The sequence below is a fragment of the Acidithiobacillus acidisediminis genome, assembly GCF_023277115.1.
GTDB classification, from domain to species: Bacteria; Pseudomonadota; Gammaproteobacteria; order Acidithiobacillales; family Acidithiobacillaceae; genus Igneacidithiobacillus; species Igneacidithiobacillus acidisediminis.
Genome location: NZ_JALQCS010000001.1, coordinates 737,664 through 754,760, shown reverse-complemented (window position 1 = coordinate 754,760; position 17,097 = coordinate 737,664). Strand labels below are relative to the sequence as shown.

Annotated in this window: 18 protein-coding genes; all 18 read right to left on the bottom strand. The window is 60.4% G+C overall.

Annotated features, from left to right (window positions below):
- Positions 1-21: 21 nt before the first annotated feature.
- The 18 genes from M5D89_RS03780 to M5D89_RS03695 all read right to left on the bottom strand — a co-directional run bounded on the left by M5D89_RS03780 (position 22) and on the right by M5D89_RS03695 (position 17,079).
- Positions 22-369 carry a hypothetical protein gene (locus M5D89_RS03780; RefSeq protein WP_248884524.1) on the bottom strand — a complete coding sequence of 116 codons (348 nt, stop codon included), beginning with the start codon at positions 367-369 and terminating at the stop codon, positions 22-24.
- 22 nt (positions 370-391) lie between these two features.
- On the bottom strand, positions 392-1,762 hold the full coding sequence (locus M5D89_RS03775) for a sigma 54-interacting transcriptional regulator (protein WP_248884522.1): 1,371 nt from the start codon (positions 1,760-1,762) through the stop codon (positions 392-394).
- Between the two features lies 1 nt (position 1,763).
- On the bottom strand, positions 1,764-2,144 hold the full coding sequence (locus tag M5D89_RS03770; protein ID WP_248884520.1) for a hypothetical protein: 381 nt from the start codon (positions 2,142-2,144) through the stop codon (positions 1,764-1,766).
- Positions 2,107-3,564 carry a sensor histidine kinase gene (locus tag M5D89_RS03765; RefSeq protein ID WP_248884519.1) on the bottom strand — a complete coding sequence of 486 codons (1,458 nt, stop codon included), beginning with the start codon at positions 3,562-3,564 and terminating at the stop codon, positions 2,107-2,109. The genes M5D89_RS03770 and M5D89_RS03765 overlap by 38 nt, the downstream gene beginning before the upstream one ends.
- Entirely contained in the window at positions 3,561-4,844 is a 1,284-nt protein-coding gene (locus M5D89_RS03760; protein WP_248886425.1) for a dihydroorotase, read from the bottom strand. Before M5D89_RS03760 ends, M5D89_RS03765 begins: the two co-directional genes overlap by 4 nt.
- Entirely contained in the window at positions 4,844-5,818 is a 975-nt protein-coding gene (locus M5D89_RS03755) for an aspartate carbamoyltransferase catalytic subunit (protein WP_248884517.1), read from the bottom strand. Before M5D89_RS03755 ends, M5D89_RS03760 begins: the two co-directional genes overlap by 1 nt.
- Positions 5,815-6,327, bottom strand: a complete 513-nt coding sequence (pyrR, locus tag M5D89_RS03750; RefSeq protein WP_248884515.1) for a bifunctional pyr operon transcriptional regulator/uracil phosphoribosyltransferase PyrR — start codon at positions 6,325-6,327, stop codon at positions 5,815-5,817. The genes M5D89_RS03755 and pyrR overlap by 4 nt, the downstream gene beginning before the upstream one ends.
- Positions 6,306-6,749 (bottom strand): Holliday junction resolvase RuvX, encoded by a 444-nt coding sequence (gene ruvX / locus M5D89_RS03745; RefSeq protein ID WP_248884514.1) that lies wholly within the window; start codon positions 6,747-6,749, stop codon positions 6,306-6,308. Before ruvX ends, pyrR begins: the two co-directional genes overlap by 22 nt.
- On the bottom strand, positions 6,742-7,299 hold the full coding sequence (locus M5D89_RS03740; RefSeq protein ID WP_248884513.1) for a YqgE/AlgH family protein: 558 nt from the start codon (positions 7,297-7,299) through the stop codon (positions 6,742-6,744). The genes ruvX and M5D89_RS03740 overlap by 8 nt, the downstream gene beginning before the upstream one ends.
- A 39-nt stretch (positions 7,300-7,338) precedes the next feature.
- A complete protein-coding gene (gene gshB / locus M5D89_RS03735; protein ID WP_248884511.1) occupies positions 7,339-8,268 on the bottom strand; it encodes a glutathione synthase in 930 nt (309 codons plus the stop codon).
- Positions 8,269-8,270: 2 nt separating this feature from the next.
- Positions 8,271-9,566, bottom strand: a complete 1,296-nt coding sequence (gene gshA / locus M5D89_RS03730; protein ID WP_248884510.1) for a glutamate--cysteine ligase — start codon at positions 9,564-9,566, stop codon at positions 8,271-8,273.
- A complete protein-coding gene (locus M5D89_RS03725) occupies positions 9,563-10,726 on the bottom strand; it encodes a citrate synthase (protein ID WP_248884508.1) in 1,164 nt (387 codons plus the stop codon). Before M5D89_RS03725 ends, gshA begins: the two co-directional genes overlap by 4 nt.
- 96 nt (positions 10,727-10,822) lie before the next feature.
- Entirely contained in the window at positions 10,823-11,194 is a 372-nt protein-coding gene (gene erpA, locus M5D89_RS03720; RefSeq protein ID WP_248884507.1) for an iron-sulfur cluster insertion protein ErpA, read from the bottom strand.
- An 86-nt stretch (positions 11,195-11,280) separates the two neighbouring features.
- Complete coding sequence (locus tag M5D89_RS03715) at positions 11,281-11,754, bottom strand: phosphate-starvation-inducible PsiE family protein (RefSeq protein WP_248884505.1); 474 nt, start codon at positions 11,752-11,754, stop codon at positions 11,281-11,283.
- A 4-nt stretch (positions 11,755-11,758) separates the two neighbouring features.
- On the bottom strand, positions 11,759-14,731 hold the full coding sequence (locus M5D89_RS03710) for an FAD-dependent oxidoreductase (RefSeq protein WP_248884503.1): 2,973 nt from the start codon (positions 14,729-14,731) through the stop codon (positions 11,759-11,761).
- 48 nt (positions 14,732-14,779) lie between these two features.
- Positions 14,780-15,757, bottom strand: a complete 978-nt coding sequence (locus M5D89_RS03705) for an alpha-ketoacid dehydrogenase subunit beta (RefSeq protein ID WP_248884502.1) — start codon at positions 15,755-15,757, stop codon at positions 14,780-14,782.
- A gap of 2 nt (positions 15,758-15,759) precedes the next feature.
- Positions 15,760-16,731 (bottom strand): pyruvate dehydrogenase (acetyl-transferring) E1 component subunit alpha, encoded by a 972-nt coding sequence (gene pdhA / locus M5D89_RS03700; protein WP_248884501.1) that lies wholly within the window; start codon positions 16,729-16,731, stop codon positions 15,760-15,762.
- 96 nt (positions 16,732-16,827) lie between these two features.
- On the bottom strand, positions 16,828-17,079 hold the full coding sequence (locus M5D89_RS03695; protein WP_248884499.1) for a YMGG-like glycine zipper-containing protein: 252 nt from the start codon (positions 17,077-17,079) through the stop codon (positions 16,828-16,830).
- Positions 17,080-17,097 lie beyond the last annotated feature (18 nt).

The window sequence follows — 17,097 nt, the reverse complement described above, 5'->3', positions numbered from 1 at the left end:
CCTGGCTCATGAGCCCCAAGTCTACGGCGTTTTCTTGCCTTTGGCACCCAAGTGCCCGACGAAAAAGAGGACTGCGGCCATTACCAGTTCCTGAATTGCCGGAATCAGCCAGCCACGAGGCCAAGCGTGAAAGAAAATCATCCCCAGCGTCACCAGGCCAAGGACCAGGAGGAGCATGGCCAATTGGCGCAGGCCGACAAAGACATTGTGGGCATTGATGGCGCCAATACCCCGACGGACGCCGACTCGCCGCAGAAAACCATCCAGCGTCTGGGGCGCAACAAGATACAGGAAGGTCATCGCCAGGAAGGCAAGAACCACTAGGGCAATCAGGATTTCGAAAGCCGCCAGAAGCGTTACCATGGCCATACACTATCCTCCAGGCTGTCGGTCAGGATTCGTCGCCGGCGCCTTCTTCCTTGAAGTTTGCCGGATCGAGATGGTAGCGACGCAGCAGACGATAAAACTCTGTGCGATTGCGCTGCGCCAGTTGTGCGGCCTGACTGACATTGCCGCGCGTCATGCGCATGAGCTGAATGAGGTAATTCATCTCGAAACGTCCCTTGGCATCGGCCAGGGGAACCACCTCGCCATCGCGATCGCGCAAGGCATGGCGAATCAGCGGCGCGCCGATGCGTGGCGTCGTGGAGAGCACCACCGCCTGTTCGATGACATTGGCCAACTGGCGGACATTTCCGGGCCAGGCCGCAGTAACCAGCAATTCCATCGCCTCGGGGGCAATCCCCCGCACATCCTTGCGATTGCGTTGCGCCGCCTCCCGCAGAAAATGCTCCGCCAATAGCGGAATATCCTCAGGGCGCTCGGCCAGCGACGGAAGCTCGAGAGTAACGACACAAAGCCGATAATAGAGATCGTCACGGAAACGGCGCTCAGCCATTTCAGCTTCCAGATCGCGGTGACTCGCAGAAAGTACCCGCACATCGACGGGGATGGTCTCCGTCGCTCCAACTGGACGAATCTGTCGCTCTTGCAGGGCGCGCAGCAGCTTGACCTGCAAGGCAAGCGGCATATCCCCAATCTCGTCAAGAAACAGCGTACCGCCGTCTGCGGCCTGAAACAGGCCGACATGATTGCCAGACGCCCCCGTAAAAGAGCCCTTCTTATGGCCAAAAAGTTCGGATTCCAGCAGTTGTTCAGGGAATGCACCACAGTTCACCGCGACAAAGGGCCGCTCGCGCCGGTTACTGGCTTGATGAATGGCCTGGGCGAGCAGTTCCTTGCCCGTGCCACTGGCACCATGGATGAAAACGCTGGCATCAGCGGCGGCTACCAAACGCGCCTGATCCAGCAAGGCCTGCATCTTGGCACTCCGCGTGAGAATTCGTTCCCAACCTCCATCGTTCCGACCCTTTTTTCCAGTGGGCGTGGCTGCGGTCAGCTGAAATGCGCGCTCGACCTCTGCCATGAGTTCCTTGCCATCAAATGGTTTGGTCAGGAAGGCAAAGACCCCCTGATTGGCGGCCAGCAAGGCGTCAGGGATGGACCCATGCGCCGTCAGAATAATGACCGGCAGCGTCGGATAGTCTCGGCGAATGGCATCGAGCAAAGCCATGCCGTCCATTTCGTCCATCTTCAGATCGGTGATGACCAAGGCCGGATGTTCAATGGCCAGAAGCGAAAGTGCCTCGCGGCCATTGGCGGCGGTACTGATCTGGTAGCCAGCACTCTTCATCCGCAACGACAACAGCCGCAACAGATCGGCGTCATCATCCACCAGTAAAATCTTCAGTGCCTTGGCCAAGCTATCGCCCCCCCACCGTGCGGGAATTTTTCTCGATCTGGATCAGCTCGTTGAGCTTTTTGCGCAGCTCCGACTCGCGTTGCTGCGACTGGGTCAGACGGTTCTGCAGGTCGGTCATCTTGTTCTGTAGATTTTGGTAACTGGGATCACCGGCGCGCAAGGCGGTCAACTCCTTTTGCAAGCTGGCAACGCGACCCTGGGCAGAAATACAGCTTGCCGTCTCGGTAACCGAACTCTGCGCCAAGTCTGCGCGCTGCTGCAGTTGCTGGTAAGCCGCACGCGAGATGATGATTTGGTCCGCCTGCAGGACGACGCTATGGGGCACGGGTTTACTGGGCGGGACTTCAGCGCAGCCGCTCAGCCCCAGGCTCAAGAGGGTCATGGCGGCTAATGGGTAGGCGAACCTGAAAATGTGCCCCTGGCCCTTCTGTATCGAGAATTTCAAGACTTCCCCCATAACTCAAAACGTACTCACGGGTAATTGCGAGCCCCAAACCGCTGCCCTCGATCTTACCGGACTCACTGGCGCTACCACGGTATAGAATATCAAAGATCTTATCGCGTTCCTCACGCGCCACCCCAGGCCCGCCATCGATGACGTCTATGACAGCCTCTTCCGCATCTTGGCGCAGGGCAACCCGTATCGTAGCGCCCTGGGGCGAAAACTTCACGGCGTTAGACAAGAGATTATCCAAAATGGTGCGAATCCGATCACGATGCGCTGACGTCCATAATTCGCTGACCTGACTCTCCAGCCGTATCCCCTTGCTGCGCAAGACTGGTTTATAGCTCAGCAGTAGCTCTTCCAGGACTTCATGCAGAGGAATGGGGTGTTGCATGCCCGCACTGATTGGACCCTCGGCCATGCTGAAGCGCAATAGATCCTCGATCAGGCGTTGCAAACGCAGGCTGTTGTCGCGAACGATATCAACGATTTCTCTCTGTTCGGCGATCAACCCTTGGCCCAGTTCCTCTTGCAGCAGCTCGGATCCTTCGCGAATTGCGGTGAGCGGGGTTTTCAGTTCATGGGAAAGCTGGCGCAAGAAGTGGACCTTGGTCGCCTCGAGTTCTTGCAGGTGCTTGCGCAACCACTCCAGCCGGTCTCCCAGGGCGGCAATGTCCTTGGGACCGCTGACCTCGATATTGCTGCTGAGATCACCATCGCCCAGGCCGGAGATGGCCCGATCCAGACGTTTAATGGGCCGGGTAATGAGGATGATGAAGAAAATGGCCACCACGATGGTCAATGGCAAGGCGAGGAGCACCTCATACAGGGTGAGCCGCTTGATTTGCAGGGCCCGATCGCCGAGATGTTTCACTTGGGCGCTGATGCCATCATTGACATCTTCCTGGAGCTGCTGCATCTCGTGACTGGCAGTACTGAAATCCTGGTCGAGGGTGCCTCGCCCACCTTCCAGTGCCGCCAGCGGCAAGGCCCGACGTGCCTTGGCCAGATTCTCGTTGAGGTGCCGCAAACGCCGCTGATCGACCTTGCTCGGTCCCGCCGCCGCAAAGCGTTTGCTCACCTGCTGATATTCGTCAAAACTCTGCTGAAACAAAACCAGCAAGGCGGAGTCTTGCAAGACGGTGTATTGCAGGCCATAGCGCTCCATTGAGCGCACCGCATTGGCCATACGATTGGCGCTGTCGCTGAGTGCCACCGCCCGCAAAATGCTACTCTGGCCCTCCTCGGCAAACCGGGCGATGGTCAGCGTGATACTCACGATCACCAACACCAGCGGTACGATGGCCAGGCCAAAGCCAAAAACCGTCAACCAGGAGAGGGAATTCGGGCGCTTCATGCCGCCGAGCTACAATGGCGAATCTGTCCTGCAACGAAGAGATAGCGGACCCGCCCACGCAGGGACCAGCCGGCGTAGGGATGATTGCGCCCACAACTGAAGCCTTGTGCCAGAGGGACGACTTCTGCATTCGGATCGAAGAGACAGAGATCGGCGGGGGCACCGGGCTGCAAGGTCGGCGCTGGCAAACCAATGACCGCGGCAGGACCGGTGGTGAACAGGCGGATGAGGGTGAGCAGGTCCAGACACCCCTCCTCCACCAGGCGCAAAGCCAGGGGCAGCGCCCATTCTGCCGCTGCTAAGCCAAAGGGAGCCTGCGCAAAGGTCTGCCCCTCCTCTTCCCGTCCCCAGGGCAAATGTTGGCTGGTCAGGCACTGGATAGCGCCATCCGCCAGGGCCTGTCGCAGAGCCACACGGTTTTCCTGACTGCGCAATGGCGGCAATGTCTTGATATGGGTATTGAAATAGCCCACATCCGCGTCGCTCAATAGCAGGTGGTGCAAACTAACACCGCAACTGATGGCCTGTCCGGTCCGTCGTGCGGCGGCGACCTGATGGATGGCGGCAGCGCTGCTTAACGCCGGAAAATGTACGGCGGCCCCTGCCAGGGCGGCAATCCGTCGATCCCGTTCCACGCCAATTTCTTCGGCGGCCTGCGGCCGGCCCGCGAGCCCAAGACGCAGACTCCAGGGCCCCTCATCCAGAACCCCGGCCGCCGCGAGTGCTCCGTCTTCGGGCCAGAGAAATACCGTGCGCCCGAGGTCCGCGGCATAGCTCAAGGCGAGGCGCAAACGCTGACTATCGACAATCGGCTCCTGGCCTTGGCTGAAGACCTGCGCACCAGCTCGGGCCAAGGCATCCATCTCGCTCAATGCCGTTCCTTTCAAGCCCAGGGTCAGGGCCGCTGCGGCATGCACGCGCAACAGCCCTGCTGCTGTGGCAGCCGCCTGCTGTTCGTGGAGGATTCCTGGCTGGTCCGCCACAGGATCCGTGGCCGGGTCGAGGAGCACACTCCCAAAACCCCCGGCGGCGGCGGCACGCAGTTCACTGAAGAGGTCGCCATTTCGCCCCGATCCCGGGGTATGGGCCTGGAATTGGGTCTCGATGAAGGCCGGGCAGGCCACCAGCCCGCTGCCATCGATGACCTCTTCCGCCGCAAAGTCGCCGGGAATTTCCCCACAAGCACGAATTTTCCCTTCCTCCAGTGCCAAATCACCGACGGTATCCCTACCGCTGACGGGGTCAATCAAGCGAAGATGGCGGATCACGCGCCGAAGCATCACGAGGATCCTCCCGCCAGTCGTGCCAATACCGCCATGCGCAGGGCCAGGCCATGCGTCACTTGGTCGAGGATAATCGCTTGGGGACCGTCCGCTACCTCGGCACTGAGTTCGACACCGCGATTCATGGGGCCGGGATGCAACACCACGGCATCCGCTGCGGCGAGGCGCAAGCGATCCGCGGTCAGACCAAAACGACGATGATACTCCTCCAAACTAGGGACGCGCTGGGCATCCATGCGTTCTCGCTGCATGCGCAGGGCATAGACCACATTAGCCCCTGCCAGCGCCGGTTCCAGCTCGTGCCAGACGTGAACCCCCAGACTGGACAGTTCGGGGGGTACCAAGGTACGCGGGCCAACCGCGCGAATCTGCGGACAGCCGAGAATGGACAGGGCGTGAATCAGCGCGCGGGCGACCCGGGAATGCAGGATGTCGCCCAGGATGACCACCACCCGCTCGTGGATGGGCCCTGCCAAACGACGGATAGTGAAGACATCGAGCAAGGCCTGGGTAGGGTGCGCATGTTGCCCGTCTCCCGCATTCACGACCCAGGCACGCTCGCCCAAGTGGCGCGCGAGCAGGTGCGCCGCGCCGGCCTCGGGATGGCGGAGGATAAAGCCATCCACCTGCATGGCAAGGAGATTATCGACCGTATCGAGCAGAGACTCGCCCTTGCTGGCGCTGCTGCTCGCCACGGCAATATTCAGGACATCGGCCGAGAGACGCTTGGCCGCCAACTCAAAGGTGCTACGGGTACGCGTGCTATTTTCGTAAAATAGGTTGACCAGGGTGCGCCCACGCAGAATGGGGACCTTCTTGACCGCGCGCTCGCCAATGCCCAAAAACGACTCGGCACTATCAAGGATTTCGAGAATTTCCCCTTCCCGCAAGCCCTCGATCCCCAGCAGGTTCCGTAGATGGCCTTGGGCATCGCGCTGCGGATCCCTCTCTCCCATACGCCAAGGCATCATGGCGAGGGCGCCCCTTCCCCGGGGAGAAATTCTAGAGACAGGGGATTTGGACCGCGCAATTTGATGTAGTCATGGGGATTGCTGCGCAGTTTGAGGGCGACCACATCGGCACAAATGGGGAGCTCGCGCAGGCCACGATCAACAAGCACCGCCAGGGTGATCTTGTCCGGACGGCCATAGTCGAAGATCTCGTTCAGGGCGGCACGAATGGTTCGTCCGGTGTACAGGACATCATCGACCAGGATCAGGTGACGACCATCGATGCGGAAAGGAATATGGGAAGCCTTGACCTGAGGATGTAGGCCAACTCGACTGAAATCGTCGCGATAAAAAGAAATGTCCAGTTCGCCGAGAGGGGTGCGGATGCCGAGACGCCGGTGCAGCTCGCGGGCAATCCACACACCACCCGTAAAAATTCCCACCATGACGCAGTCTTGTGGATCAATGCGCGCCCGCAAATCGGATTCCAGAGAATCGATCAGGGTACTCAGATCCCAGGACGACGCCATGCTTCTTCCTCGTAGAAACTCTCCAAAATGGCGCAGGCCGCCAGCTGATCCCGCAGTCGATCCCGTTCCTTGCGGGAGAGTTCCCGTTCCCGCATCTGCGTTTCCGCCGCATGGCTGCTGAGGCGCTCATCGATCCAGTGCAGGGGTAGGGCATAACGCTGTTCCAGCTCCGTGGCAAAACGCCGCACCGCGCGCGCCGTGCTACCCTCCCTGCCATCCGCCTGCAAAGGGATCCCCAGGACGACAGCCGCTGGTTGCCAATCGGTAATCAGACGTTCCAAGGCGTGCCAATCCGGACCCTGATCACCGTTGACCAGCGTCGCTAGGGGTTGTGCCCCAAGACCTGCTTCACCGAGGAAGGCAACACCGATGCGTTTGCTGCCATAGTCGATGCCCAACCATGGGCCGTTAGACTCAGGCATGCCCCGCCGCCCCGCTCAGCAGACGGATATCAATACCCAGAACTCGCGCCGCCTCCTGCCAGCGCTCGCCAGCGGGTAGTTGGAACACGACACGCGGATCAAAAGGCCCATGCAGCCAGGAGTTCTCACTGATTTCCTGTTCCAACTGGCCCTCGCCCCAACCCGCATATCCCAGGGTCAACAGATATTGCTCCGGGCCACGGTGCTCGGCAATGGCCGACAGGATGTCTGGGGAACTGGTCAGGGCGAGGGTATCACTCACGGCCAGGGTTGATTCCCAATCGTCCAGGGGTTGGTGCAGGATAAATCCGTGCTGTGGGCTCACCGGCCCGCCCCAATAGACCGGGCGATGGATCATCTCTTCCGAGGGCCGGATATCCACCGCCTTGAGGGCTTCTGCCATATTGATGTCGAGGATGCGATTGACCACCACCCCCATCGCCCCACTGGCATTGTGCTCGCAGACGACGATGACACTGCGGTCGAAAATGCCGTCGTGAAGCCCCGGCATGGCAATCAGCAGGTGATTCTTGAGGGATGAAAATTCCATGCCCCTATGATACCCCGCTTTGCCCCCCGAAGGGCAATCTCATCGACCCTGCTCGATACGCACCCAGAGTCGCTCGGTGGCGTCGATACCAAAGAAGCGGCGGATCTCGCGCGCGCCCGTCGGACTGGTGACGTTGATCTCGGTCAGCCTTTCTCCGATCACATCGATGCCCACGAAGAGCAATCCCATCTGCCGCAGGACCGGCCCGATCTCCGCGCAAAGCTCCTGCTCTGCCGCGCTCAACTCAGCCGCTACCGCTTGCGCGCCCGCCACCAGATTGCCACGGAAATCATCGGCTGCGGGTACGCGCAGCATGGCACCGGGGATAGCCTCACCATCCACCAACAAAATCCGCTTATCGCCCTGGCGAATGGCCGGTAGATAGCGTTGCGCCATGACAAAATGCTGGCCACGCGCAGTGATCGTCTCCAGGATGGAGCCGACATTGCGATCTGCGTCATGCAGGTAAAAGATCCCTTCTCCACCGCGGGCGGCAAGGGGTTTGACGACAATTTCTCCGTGCTCGCGCAAAAAGGCGCGTAAGGCCGCGATATCGCGGCTGACCAGATAGGGGGGCAACCAGCGGGAAAACTGCAGGGGAAAGAGCTTCTCATTGGCAAGGCGGATCGCAGCCGGGTCGTTGACTACCCAGGTACCGGCATGCTCCAGGATCTGACAGGCATGGAGAAAATCCATGTCCACTGGCGGATCCTTGCGCATCAGTACGCAGTCGAAATCGCGCAGCGGTCGCTCCACCCGTTCGCCAAGCTGAAAAAATTCGGTGCAGTCATCCTCTACCTGCACCGCCTGTAGTTGCCCCCAGGCCTGTCCATCGCGCAGGGTCAAGCTATCCAGGGTAAAAACCCAGGATTCATGGCCACGCGCCTGTGCCGAGAGGAGCATGGCAAAGGTCGTATCCTTTGCCGGCTTGATGCCGGCAATGGGATCCATCAGCACCGCGATGCGCATGCTCAACGCTCCACCTTGCGCCAGTCCTCGGCCTCCCGCGCCGCGGCCAGCAGGGCGAGACGAGCGACGACGCCGTAGGCATAGTGACGATTGACGGGCGCATCTGGAGGAGACTTGCGACAGGGATTGATCCCCGGCTCGGCAAAGGCCATGGGCTCGAAATAAGCGCCCGGGGCGTTGAGATTTTCATCGACCCCTTTTTCCCGATGGACGCGATAAAAGCCCCCGAGGACCTGCTGCCCCAGCAAATAGACTACCGGTTCGGCAACGAAGTCCTCCGGCGTCTGCTCGAAGGTGTAGACCCCTTCCTGAATGAAGACATCACTCACTGGCAGCCCTTCCTTGCTCTTCGCCATGCGCGTGCGTGCCTTGCGATTGAGCTCCCGCAACTCGGCACCGGAGTAGGCGGTCATCACCCCCATGCCGTAGGTGCCAGCATCGGCCTTGACGATGACGAAGGGGCGCGCATCGATACCGTAATGACGATAGCGCTCGTCAATCTCGGCCAGTACCGCATCAACATTGGTGACCAAACAGTCGAGGCCCTCTGCCTGGAGAAAATTAATGTTGCTACAACGACGAAAGAACGGATCAATGAGCCAGGGGTCGATATCGATGACCTCGGAAAATTCCACCGCAAGGCGCCGATAATGACTAAAGTGCTGACTCTTACGCCGATGTTGCCAGCCTGCTGCGAGCGGCGGCAGGACCTCCTGTTCCAGCCCGTGCAACAGTTCCGGTGCACCGCCCGAGAGATCGTTATTGAGCAGGATCAGCTCCGGATCGAAGTCGCCAACGCGCAGGCGCGCACCAACCCGTTCCAGGACATCGAGGTGCAGGCGCTCGCCCGAAGGCAGATCGATGTCCTGGGCACTATCGCTGGCCCAGGAAGCGACACGAACTTCCAGACCCGCCGCACGCAGGAGCTCCGCCAGGCGTGCCACATTTTCCAGATAGAACAGGTTGCGGGTATGGTTTTCCGGGATGAGCAGCAAGCGTTCCAAGCTCGGATGATACTGATCCAGGTAGTGCTGGATGGCAGTGATATACAGCGCCGAATGCTCGGGATTGAGATTGTTGAAGCCCGCCGGAAACAGGTTGGTGTCGATAGGTGCCAGCTTGAAGCCGGCATTGCGCAAATCTACCGAACCGTAAAAAGGCGGCGGGGTTTGTTGCCACTGGCAACGGAACCAACGCTCGATGGCGCACTGATTGCGAATGATGTGTTCTTCGAGTTCGTGCAGAGGCTCGACCTGATTCGTAACCAGGCGCGGGGGGGAAGAGAGAATGGCAATCATGCTGAACGCTCCGCCAGCGCTTGGTAGCTACGCAGCGCTGCACCGGTATAGTTCTGGGTGGGGCGAAAAATGCGATTATTGCTCAACTGCTCGCGCCAGTGCGCCAGCCACCCGACGCTGCGCGCCATGGCAAAGATGGGGGTGAAGAGGTCACTGCGAATGCCCATTTCGTGATACAGGACCCCGGAATAGAAGTCGACATTGGCGTGGATACCTTTTGGCCCCAGGCGTTCCGCCGCTGCTGCCTCGAGCGCCTGGGCAATGGCGAACTGCTTGCTCTGCCGCAGATGCCCGGCCTGCGCCAGATCCTGCATCATTTCTTTGAGGATCGCGGCACGCGGATCCGTGGTTTTATAGACCCGGTGGCCAAAACCCCAAATCTTTTCCTTCGCCGCCAGGCGCGCCTCCAAGAAAGACTCGACATTGTCGACGCTACCAATCTCCTCCAGCATCTCCACTACCCGCTGATTGGCACCGCCATGCAGTGGTCCGGCCAGGGTGCCGATTGCCCCGCCAATGACGTGGTAGGGGTTGGTCAGAGTGGAGGTACTGACCAAGACCGAAAAGGTGCTGGCATTGATGGTATGTTCTGCATGCAGGATAAAACAGGCATCGAGAATACGCGCGTGCAATGGATCCGGCTCGCGTCCGTGCAGCATGTAAAGAAAGTTTGCCGCATGGGAAAGATCACTGCGCGGCGGGATGGGGTCATTGCCAAAGCGCATCTGATCCCACATGGCGACAATCGTCGGCACCCGAGCGATGAGGCGCATCGCCATGGCATCGAGGTGTGAGGCGTTATCGCGTTCCGCATCCGACAGCTCCTGCTGCGGATAGAACATCCCCAGGCTCGCGATGGTGCAGTGGAGCATATCCATGGGGTGGCCCGTCACTGGCAAGAACTTCATGATCTCGCGCACGTTGTACTTGACTTGGCGATGCCCGCGCAGGCCCGCGTCGAAGCGCTGCAGATCCTTGGCCCGCGGCAGTTCCCCATCGAGGAGTAGCAGTGCCACTTCCTCATAGTTGCTATGCGCTACGAGTTCGGCGATCGGATAGCCGCGGTAGGAGAGCTGGCCAGCAGCACCATCGATGTTCGAGATGGCCGAGTGGGTAGCGGGAACCCCTTCCAGTCCGGGGACGACGGTGGCATCGGTCATGACATTTCTCCTAGAAGCTGATCTGCATCATAGCGCGCACAAAAAAAGAAAGGGAGACGGGTGTCTCCCTACGCGCAGCCGGAGCGGCGGGGTTCTTCAGGCGGAAAAAGAAGACCCACACCCACAGGTGGTGGTGGCGTTCGGATTCTTGATCACAAACTGGGCGCCTTCCAGACCCTCACTGTAATCGATCTCCGCACCCGCCAGATACTGATAGCTCATCGGGTCGACCAGCAAGCTGACCCCAAACTGCTCGACTTCCGTGTCACCGTCGTTGACGTTCTCATCAAAGGTGAAACCATACTGGAACCCGGAACAACCGCCACCGGTAACGAACACGCGCAACTTGAGGTCGGGGCTACCCTCTTCCTCAATCAAGGACTTGATCTTTTCCGCCGCACTGTCGGTGAGGGTCATCACCGGGGGCAAGGCATTCAGATCGGTCATGGTTTCCGTAGCTGTACTCATCCCTATACTCTCCTCGCGCTACCGCGCGTCGCAATCTTCAATACCCGATTATTTTGCTCGTCTTTTTTGGCACACGTCAAGGATAGCTAGCGATCCTGACCACCTTTCGGCACAAACTGGATGGCAGCCACCCGCGCGGCTACCAGCACCGCCAGTAGCGCCGCAGTGGCGAGAAGGTCCAAGGGGCCGAGGCGATGGGCATACAGGCCGATAAAGAGCTCACGCAGGATGAAGACAATCGCCACCTCGGCCAGAACCCGGAGCCGAATGCGATGAAACTCCAGATAATCGGTAAAGGTACGAAAAAGCTCGATCAGGACAAACACCGACAGGACGTCAGACACCAGACTGGAGATGACCTGCTCCTGATGGAGATTGGAAAAGGCCCCATAGACATCCAGAATCAGGCTCCCGACCGCGTAGAGCAGGGTGACCAGCATGAGAAAGATGAGGATGGCAATGATGATATCCAGCATCTTTCCATAAAAACGAATGACGAAGCCGCGCAATCCCGCAATACTGGTATATTCAGCGGCGTGATGGTGCTCGGCTTCGTGCACGATTTCAGCGACTGTTGCGCGCTGAGCGGCGCAGGCGAGAGAGCAACCGTCGCGCCATTTCGCCAAACAGCTCCGTCTGTGTCGGATGCGGATGGATGGCAGTCCCTACCTGTTCCAGCGTCAGCTCACCATGGACCATCATTACCGCTTCGCCCACCAGGGTATCGGCGTGATCGGCCAGAAAATGTACGCCGACGATACGATGCGTCTTCTTGTCCGCAAGCAGCTTGATCAGGCCGTCGGTTTCGCCGGTCATCATGGCCTTGGCATCGATCGCCAACGGCACCTTGACCTCCGCCACATCCATCCCGGCCGCCTTGGCCTGCTCGCCCGAGAGACCGACGAACGCCACCTGCGGGCGGGTGAAGGTGACACCACTGTCCTTGCTGGCGTCATAGCGGGCCCGTTCGCCCAAGAGATTCGCCGCCGCCACGCGCCCCTGCTGGCCAGCAGTATGGGCGAGCATATAGCCGCCAATCACGTCACCAACCGCAAAGATATGTGGCACATTGGTCCGACAAGCGGCGTCCACGGCAATGGCACCACGCTCGCCCAATTGCACTCCCGCCTTGTCCAGCTGCAGGGCATCGGTATGGGGGCGCTTGCCCGTGGCGATCAGGAGCAGCTCGGCATGAACCTGCTGTTCCTGCCCTTCCGCGTCGCGGTACTGCACCGTGACATCCCCTTTCCCGCCGCTGACCTTCTGCACCTGCACATTGGTTTGCACACGCAGACGCGGACTGTTCTTGCCCAATACCGTCAGCAACTGTTCCGCGACCTCTTTTTCCATCTCAGCCACGGGGCGGGGCAACGCCTCCAGGACCAGCACCTCGGCACCGAAGTCATGGAACATCTGCGCCATTTCCATGCCAATGGCGCCGCCGCCGATGACGCAAAGACGCTGCGGCGGAGCGCTCAGCTCCCAGACCGTGTCCGAAGTGACGGCAGCCCCCGCTGCCAGGGCCTCCTGAGCGCCGGGGATCGGTGGCACGAAGGCCGGCGCGCCCGTCGCGATGACGCAGGCGCCGAAACTCAGGCTACGGGCATCCTTACCGCTGATTTCCACCGTGTGTGGGCCGGTGAACCGAGCCATCCCCTCCAGGACATGGATTTTCATTCCCTGGTCGGTTTTCAGCGCCATTTCACCGCGCGTTTGCAGAATGCCACGGCGATGTGTTTCCAGCTGCTCCCAATCGAGTTTGGCTGCGCCCAACTGGATGCCCATAGCGGCGTCATGTTCGCGATCGCGTATGCGATCCGCCGCAGCGCGCCAGGCCTTGGAGGGAATACACCCCCGCCAGAGGCACTCTCCGCCAGGGTACGGGGCATTGTTGACCAGGGTCACGCGAATGCCGTGCTCGGCCAAGTCCCGCGCACAGTCCTCACCCCCCGGACCACCGCCAATGACGAGAACCTGGGTGTCGTAATCTCCCTCCGGGATGACCGGCCCCACGCTTCCCGCCCACGCCTCTGGCTGCTCGATCGCGGTCTTGAGGTCCTGCAGGAAGGCCGCTGCTTCGGCACCGTTCACCACCCGATGATCGGCGGTAATGGTGATGGGCATGCCTTGCGGTCCCGTCGCCGCCACCGCGAGGATGGCTGCCGTGCCCGGCGTGACGATGGCGTCAAACTGACTGATGCCATACATGCCCATGTTGGAGATCGTAAACGTCGGGTGTTGATATTCTGCCGGGCTCATGCGTCGTTTCCGCGCCTTTTCCAGCAGCGGCTTCCACGCGCTTTGCAATTCGCTCAGGGAATGCGCCGCGACATCGCGCAACACTGGCACCACCAGACCGCCGTCCTCCGTCGTGGCGGCAATGCCGATATCCTGCGGCCGATCCTCGACGATACGGTCACCCGGCTGGTAGGCAGCATTGATCAGCGGGTGTTTGCTCAACGCGGCAGAGGCAGCCTTGGCCAGGGCGACCGTGACCGATACCGCATTGGCTTTGGCAACGCGCAACAGCGCGTCCGGCTGCACATGCATCGTCACGTGAAAGACCGGAATACTGAGCGAGGCCGTCATCGCCTGACTGATGGCCTTTTCGATGGCGGTCATGGGGCGGCCATTACCGGGGACGGCAACCGCTGCCGGCACACTGGCGACCGCAGGCGAGGAGACAGCACTCTGCGCCAGCACATCGGCCGCAACGATCACTCCTGCCGGACCGCTGCCGCGCAAGCCTTCCAGGGAAACCCCCTGTTCGCCCGCCAGCAAGCGGGCATAGGGACTCGCGGCACCCGAACTGGGGCGCGCCACTGGGTTACCGGCCACAACCCGACCAGTGGGCTGCGGGACGGGGGCGCGGCTTGCCGGCGCCACCGGCGTTTGGCCTTGCGCGGCAGATACCGCACTCGGGGGCCTTTGTTCGCTGGCGGCGGCTCGCGTATCCCGACAGACCTGATCGACACTATCGACGAGATATCCAATGGGCTCGCCTACTGGCACCACCGTGTCCACCGCCAGGAGAGGACCAGAAAGAAAACCGGCGCGGAAGACCTCGACATCCATGATCGCCTTGTCGGTTTCCACCGTAGCCACCACGTCACCCCGCTCAATTCGGTCCCCTGCTTGCTTCTCCCAGGAAACCAGCACCCCCTCGGTCATCGTATCCGACAGTTGCGGCATCTTGATGGCCTGTCCCAGCGCCACTTCCGCAACTTCCGACGCCGTGGGAGCCGTCGCCGCAGGCGCCACATCCGGGCTGGTAGCATCGACTACGGCGTCAGGGCTGTCGACCAGATAACCGATAGCCTCCCCCACCGGCACCACGGCATCCACCGCCGTCAAGGGTCCGGCGAGATATCCGGCGCGGAAGACCTCGACATCCATGATTGCCTTGTCGGTTTCCACCGTGGCTACGACGTCTCCTCGCTCGACACGCTCGCCGGGCCTTTTCTCCCAGGAGACCAACACGCCCTCGGTCATGGTATCCGACAATTGGGGCATTTTGATGACGTATGCTTCAGCCATGTTTCACCATCTCAGGAAAGGGGGCGGGCGCGCCATGGCGCCCGGAGCTTACTTGCCAAGCAGTTTCCGGGCCGCAGCCACGACTTCGTCGGCATTGGGGATAGCCGCCTTTTCCAGACGACGGTTGTAGGGGATCGGCACGTCCCGGGCATGCACCCGCACAGGTGCCGCATCGAGTTCGAAAAAGACCTCTTCGTTGAGGATGGCGATGACTTCCGACCCTACCCCAACGGGAGCTTCATCTTCCTCCACAACAATCGCGCGATGGGTTTTGCGCACACTGGCCGCAATTCCAGCACGATCAAGGGGCTTCAAGGCGCGCAGATCGATCACCTCGGCGTCGATTCCCTCCTGCGCAAGGCGCTCAGCGGCCTGCAAGGCCCAATGCACGCTGATGTTGTAGGCGAAGATACTGAGATCCCGCCCTGGACGCAGGATTTCCACGCCCTCCAGCGGCGTAAAGAACTCCTCATCTGGCACTTCGCCCTTGAGGTTGTACATGCTCTCGTGTTCGATGACGACGACCGGATCATCGGAGCGCACCGCACTCTTGAGCAGGCCGTAGGCATCTCGCGGCGTCGCGGGTGTCACAACCCGCAGGCCGGAAATGCCCATGAAGACCTTTTCCATGCGCGCCGAGTGCTGCGCGCCGAGCTGGTGGGCGGTGCCACCGGGTACGCGCATGACGAAGGGACAACGGATTTTGCCGCCGGACATATAGTGGATCTTCGCCGCGTTATTCATCAGCTGATCCATCGCTAGCCAGGCGAAATTGACGCTCATGATTTCGACGATGGGACGACAGCCCAACATTGCCGCACCAACACCGATACCGGTATAGCTGTTTTCCGAGATCGGGGTATCAATGACTCGCTCCGCGCCATATTTGGCATACAGACCGCTGGTGGCCTTGTAGGTGCCACCGGCCACGCCGATGTCCTCGCCCATGGCAAAAACCAATGGATCGCGCGCCAGCTCTTCATCGTGGGCACGCAGGATGGCCTGCCAATACATCATTTCTGCCATACTTACGCTCCCTCTGCTACATACACGTAACGCTCCAAATCCTCCACCCGAGGTTCCGGGCTCTCGAGGGCAAAGCGCACGATCTCTTTTTCGATCTGCTCCAGGATTTCTGCATCCATGGCCTGAAAGGTGGCATCATCCACAATGCCAGCCGCTTCGAGGCGACGCTTGTAGATCCCGATAGGATCGCGCTGTGCCCAGCGTTCCACCTCTTCCTTGGGACGATAGGCGCCGGAGTCGGACATGGAGTGACCACGCAGGCGATAGGTCATCAGCTCGAGGAAATAGGGTTCGCGTTTTTCGCGTACGTGCCGAATCGCCTTTTCCGCCTCGGTCATGACGATATCAAGGTCCTGCCCATCTACCTGCGAGGCAGCGATCTTATAGGGCGCCACCCGCAGGTACTGGTTAATCTCGGAAGAGGCCCGCTCGATGGCCGTACCAATACCATAGAGATTGTTCTCACACACGAAGAGCACGGGCAACTTCCACAGACTCGCCATATTCATGGTTTCGTGAAACGTTCCCTGATTATTGGCACCATCACCGAGGAAACAGATGGCAATTTCGTCCCCACCGCGCAGCTTGATGGCCTTGGCAAAGCCTGCCGCGAGGGGAAATGGTCCGCCCACTAGCGCATAGCCACCCATGAAATGGTGTTCCGCGTCGTAGATATGCATGGAACCGCCGCGTCCGCGCGAGGAACCAGTCTCCTTGCCATACAGCTCCGCCATCACCTCCTTGGGGTCAGCTCCGCATTGAATCGCGTGGATGTGATCGCGGTAACCCGTGACGACGTAGTCCTGCCCCTTGCGCGCCTTCTCCAGCACGCCGATGGCGCAGGCTTCCTGCCCCGGATACAGATGCAGAAAGCCGCCAATTTCTCGTTCTTGATAGGCTTGGGCACAACGCTCTTCAAAACGTCGGGCAAAAAGCATTTCCCGCAGCAGGCGCTGTTGATCGCTGGCGTCCATGGTCCTCCTGGATCTATGGCAAGACTAATGATGTCCGGCCATGATCGCAAAGGGCTCAGACCAGCGTCAAGCCATGGGCGCTCCGCGCCGCACCGCTCAATTTCCGTTCAAACTCCGCTCAATGCGCGGAAGTGCGGCCCCGACTCCAGCTCCGACGGCCCCACCTACGGCCGCACCCACGGCGGGATTTCCGGCCGCAACGGTACCCAAAATAGCGCCACCAGCAGCTCCAATCGCACCCCCACTCAGGGCACGCTGCCCGGTGGGGCTCATGTTGGCGCAGCCGCTCAGGCCTGCAACCAATATTAACAGCACGATAGCCCGTGCCGGGCGAATAGCCATCAACATATTTGTCTACTCCTCCAT

Coding starts and splice junctions, on each gene's coding strand:
- gshA (WP_248884510.1), bottom strand. CDS start 9,566: ATGATTGCCATTCTCTCTTCCCCCCCGCGCCTGGTTACGAATCAGGTC.
- M5D89_RS03740 (WP_248884513.1), bottom strand. CDS start 7,299: ATGGAATTTTCATCCCTCAAGAATCACCTGCTGATTGCCATGCCGGGG.
- M5D89_RS03760 (WP_248886425.1), bottom strand. CDS start 4,844: ATGCTTCGGCGCGTGATCCGCCATCTTCGCTTGATTGACCCCGTCAGC.
- M5D89_RS03695 (WP_248884499.1), bottom strand. CDS start 17,079: ATGTTGATGGCTATTCGCCCGGCACGGGCTATCGTGCTGTTAATATTG.
- M5D89_RS03780 (WP_248884524.1), bottom strand. CDS start 369: ATGGCCATGGTAACGCTTCTGGCGGCTTTCGAAATCCTGATTGCCCTA.
- gshB (WP_248884511.1), bottom strand. CDS start 8,268: ATGCGCATCGCGGTGCTGATGGATCCCATTGCCGGCATCAAGCCGGCA.
- M5D89_RS03705 (WP_248884502.1), bottom strand. CDS start 15,757: ATGGCAGAAATGATGTATTGGCAGGCCATCCTGCGTGCCCACGATGAA.
- M5D89_RS03725 (WP_248884508.1), bottom strand. CDS start 10,726: ATGACCGATGCCACCGTCGTCCCCGGACTGGAAGGGGTTCCCGCTACC.
- ruvX (WP_248884514.1), bottom strand. CDS start 6,749: ATGCCTGAGTCTAACGGCCCATGGTTGGGCATCGACTATGGCAGCAAA.
- M5D89_RS03770 (WP_248884520.1), bottom strand. CDS start 2,144: ATGACCCTCTTGAGCCTGGGGCTGAGCGGCTGCGCTGAAGTCCCGCCC.
- erpA (WP_248884507.1), bottom strand. CDS start 11,194: ATGAGTACAGCTACGGAAACCATGACCGATCTGAATGCCTTGCCCCCG.
- M5D89_RS03765 (WP_248884519.1), bottom strand. CDS start 3,564: ATGAAGCGCCCGAATTCCCTCTCCTGGTTGACGGTTTTTGGCTTTGGC.
- M5D89_RS03755 (WP_248884517.1), bottom strand. CDS start 5,818: ATGATGCCTTGGCGTATGGGAGAGAGGGATCCGCAGCGCGATGCCCAA.
- M5D89_RS03710 (WP_248884503.1), bottom strand. CDS start 14,731: ATGGCTGAAGCATACGTCATCAAAATGCCCCAATTGTCGGATACCATG.
- pdhA (WP_248884501.1), bottom strand. CDS start 16,731: ATGGACGCCAGCGATCAACAGCGCCTGCTGCGGGAAATGCTTTTTGCC.
- pyrR (WP_248884515.1), bottom strand. CDS start 6,327: ATGGCGTCGTCCTGGGATCTGAGTACCCTGATCGATTCTCTGGAATCC.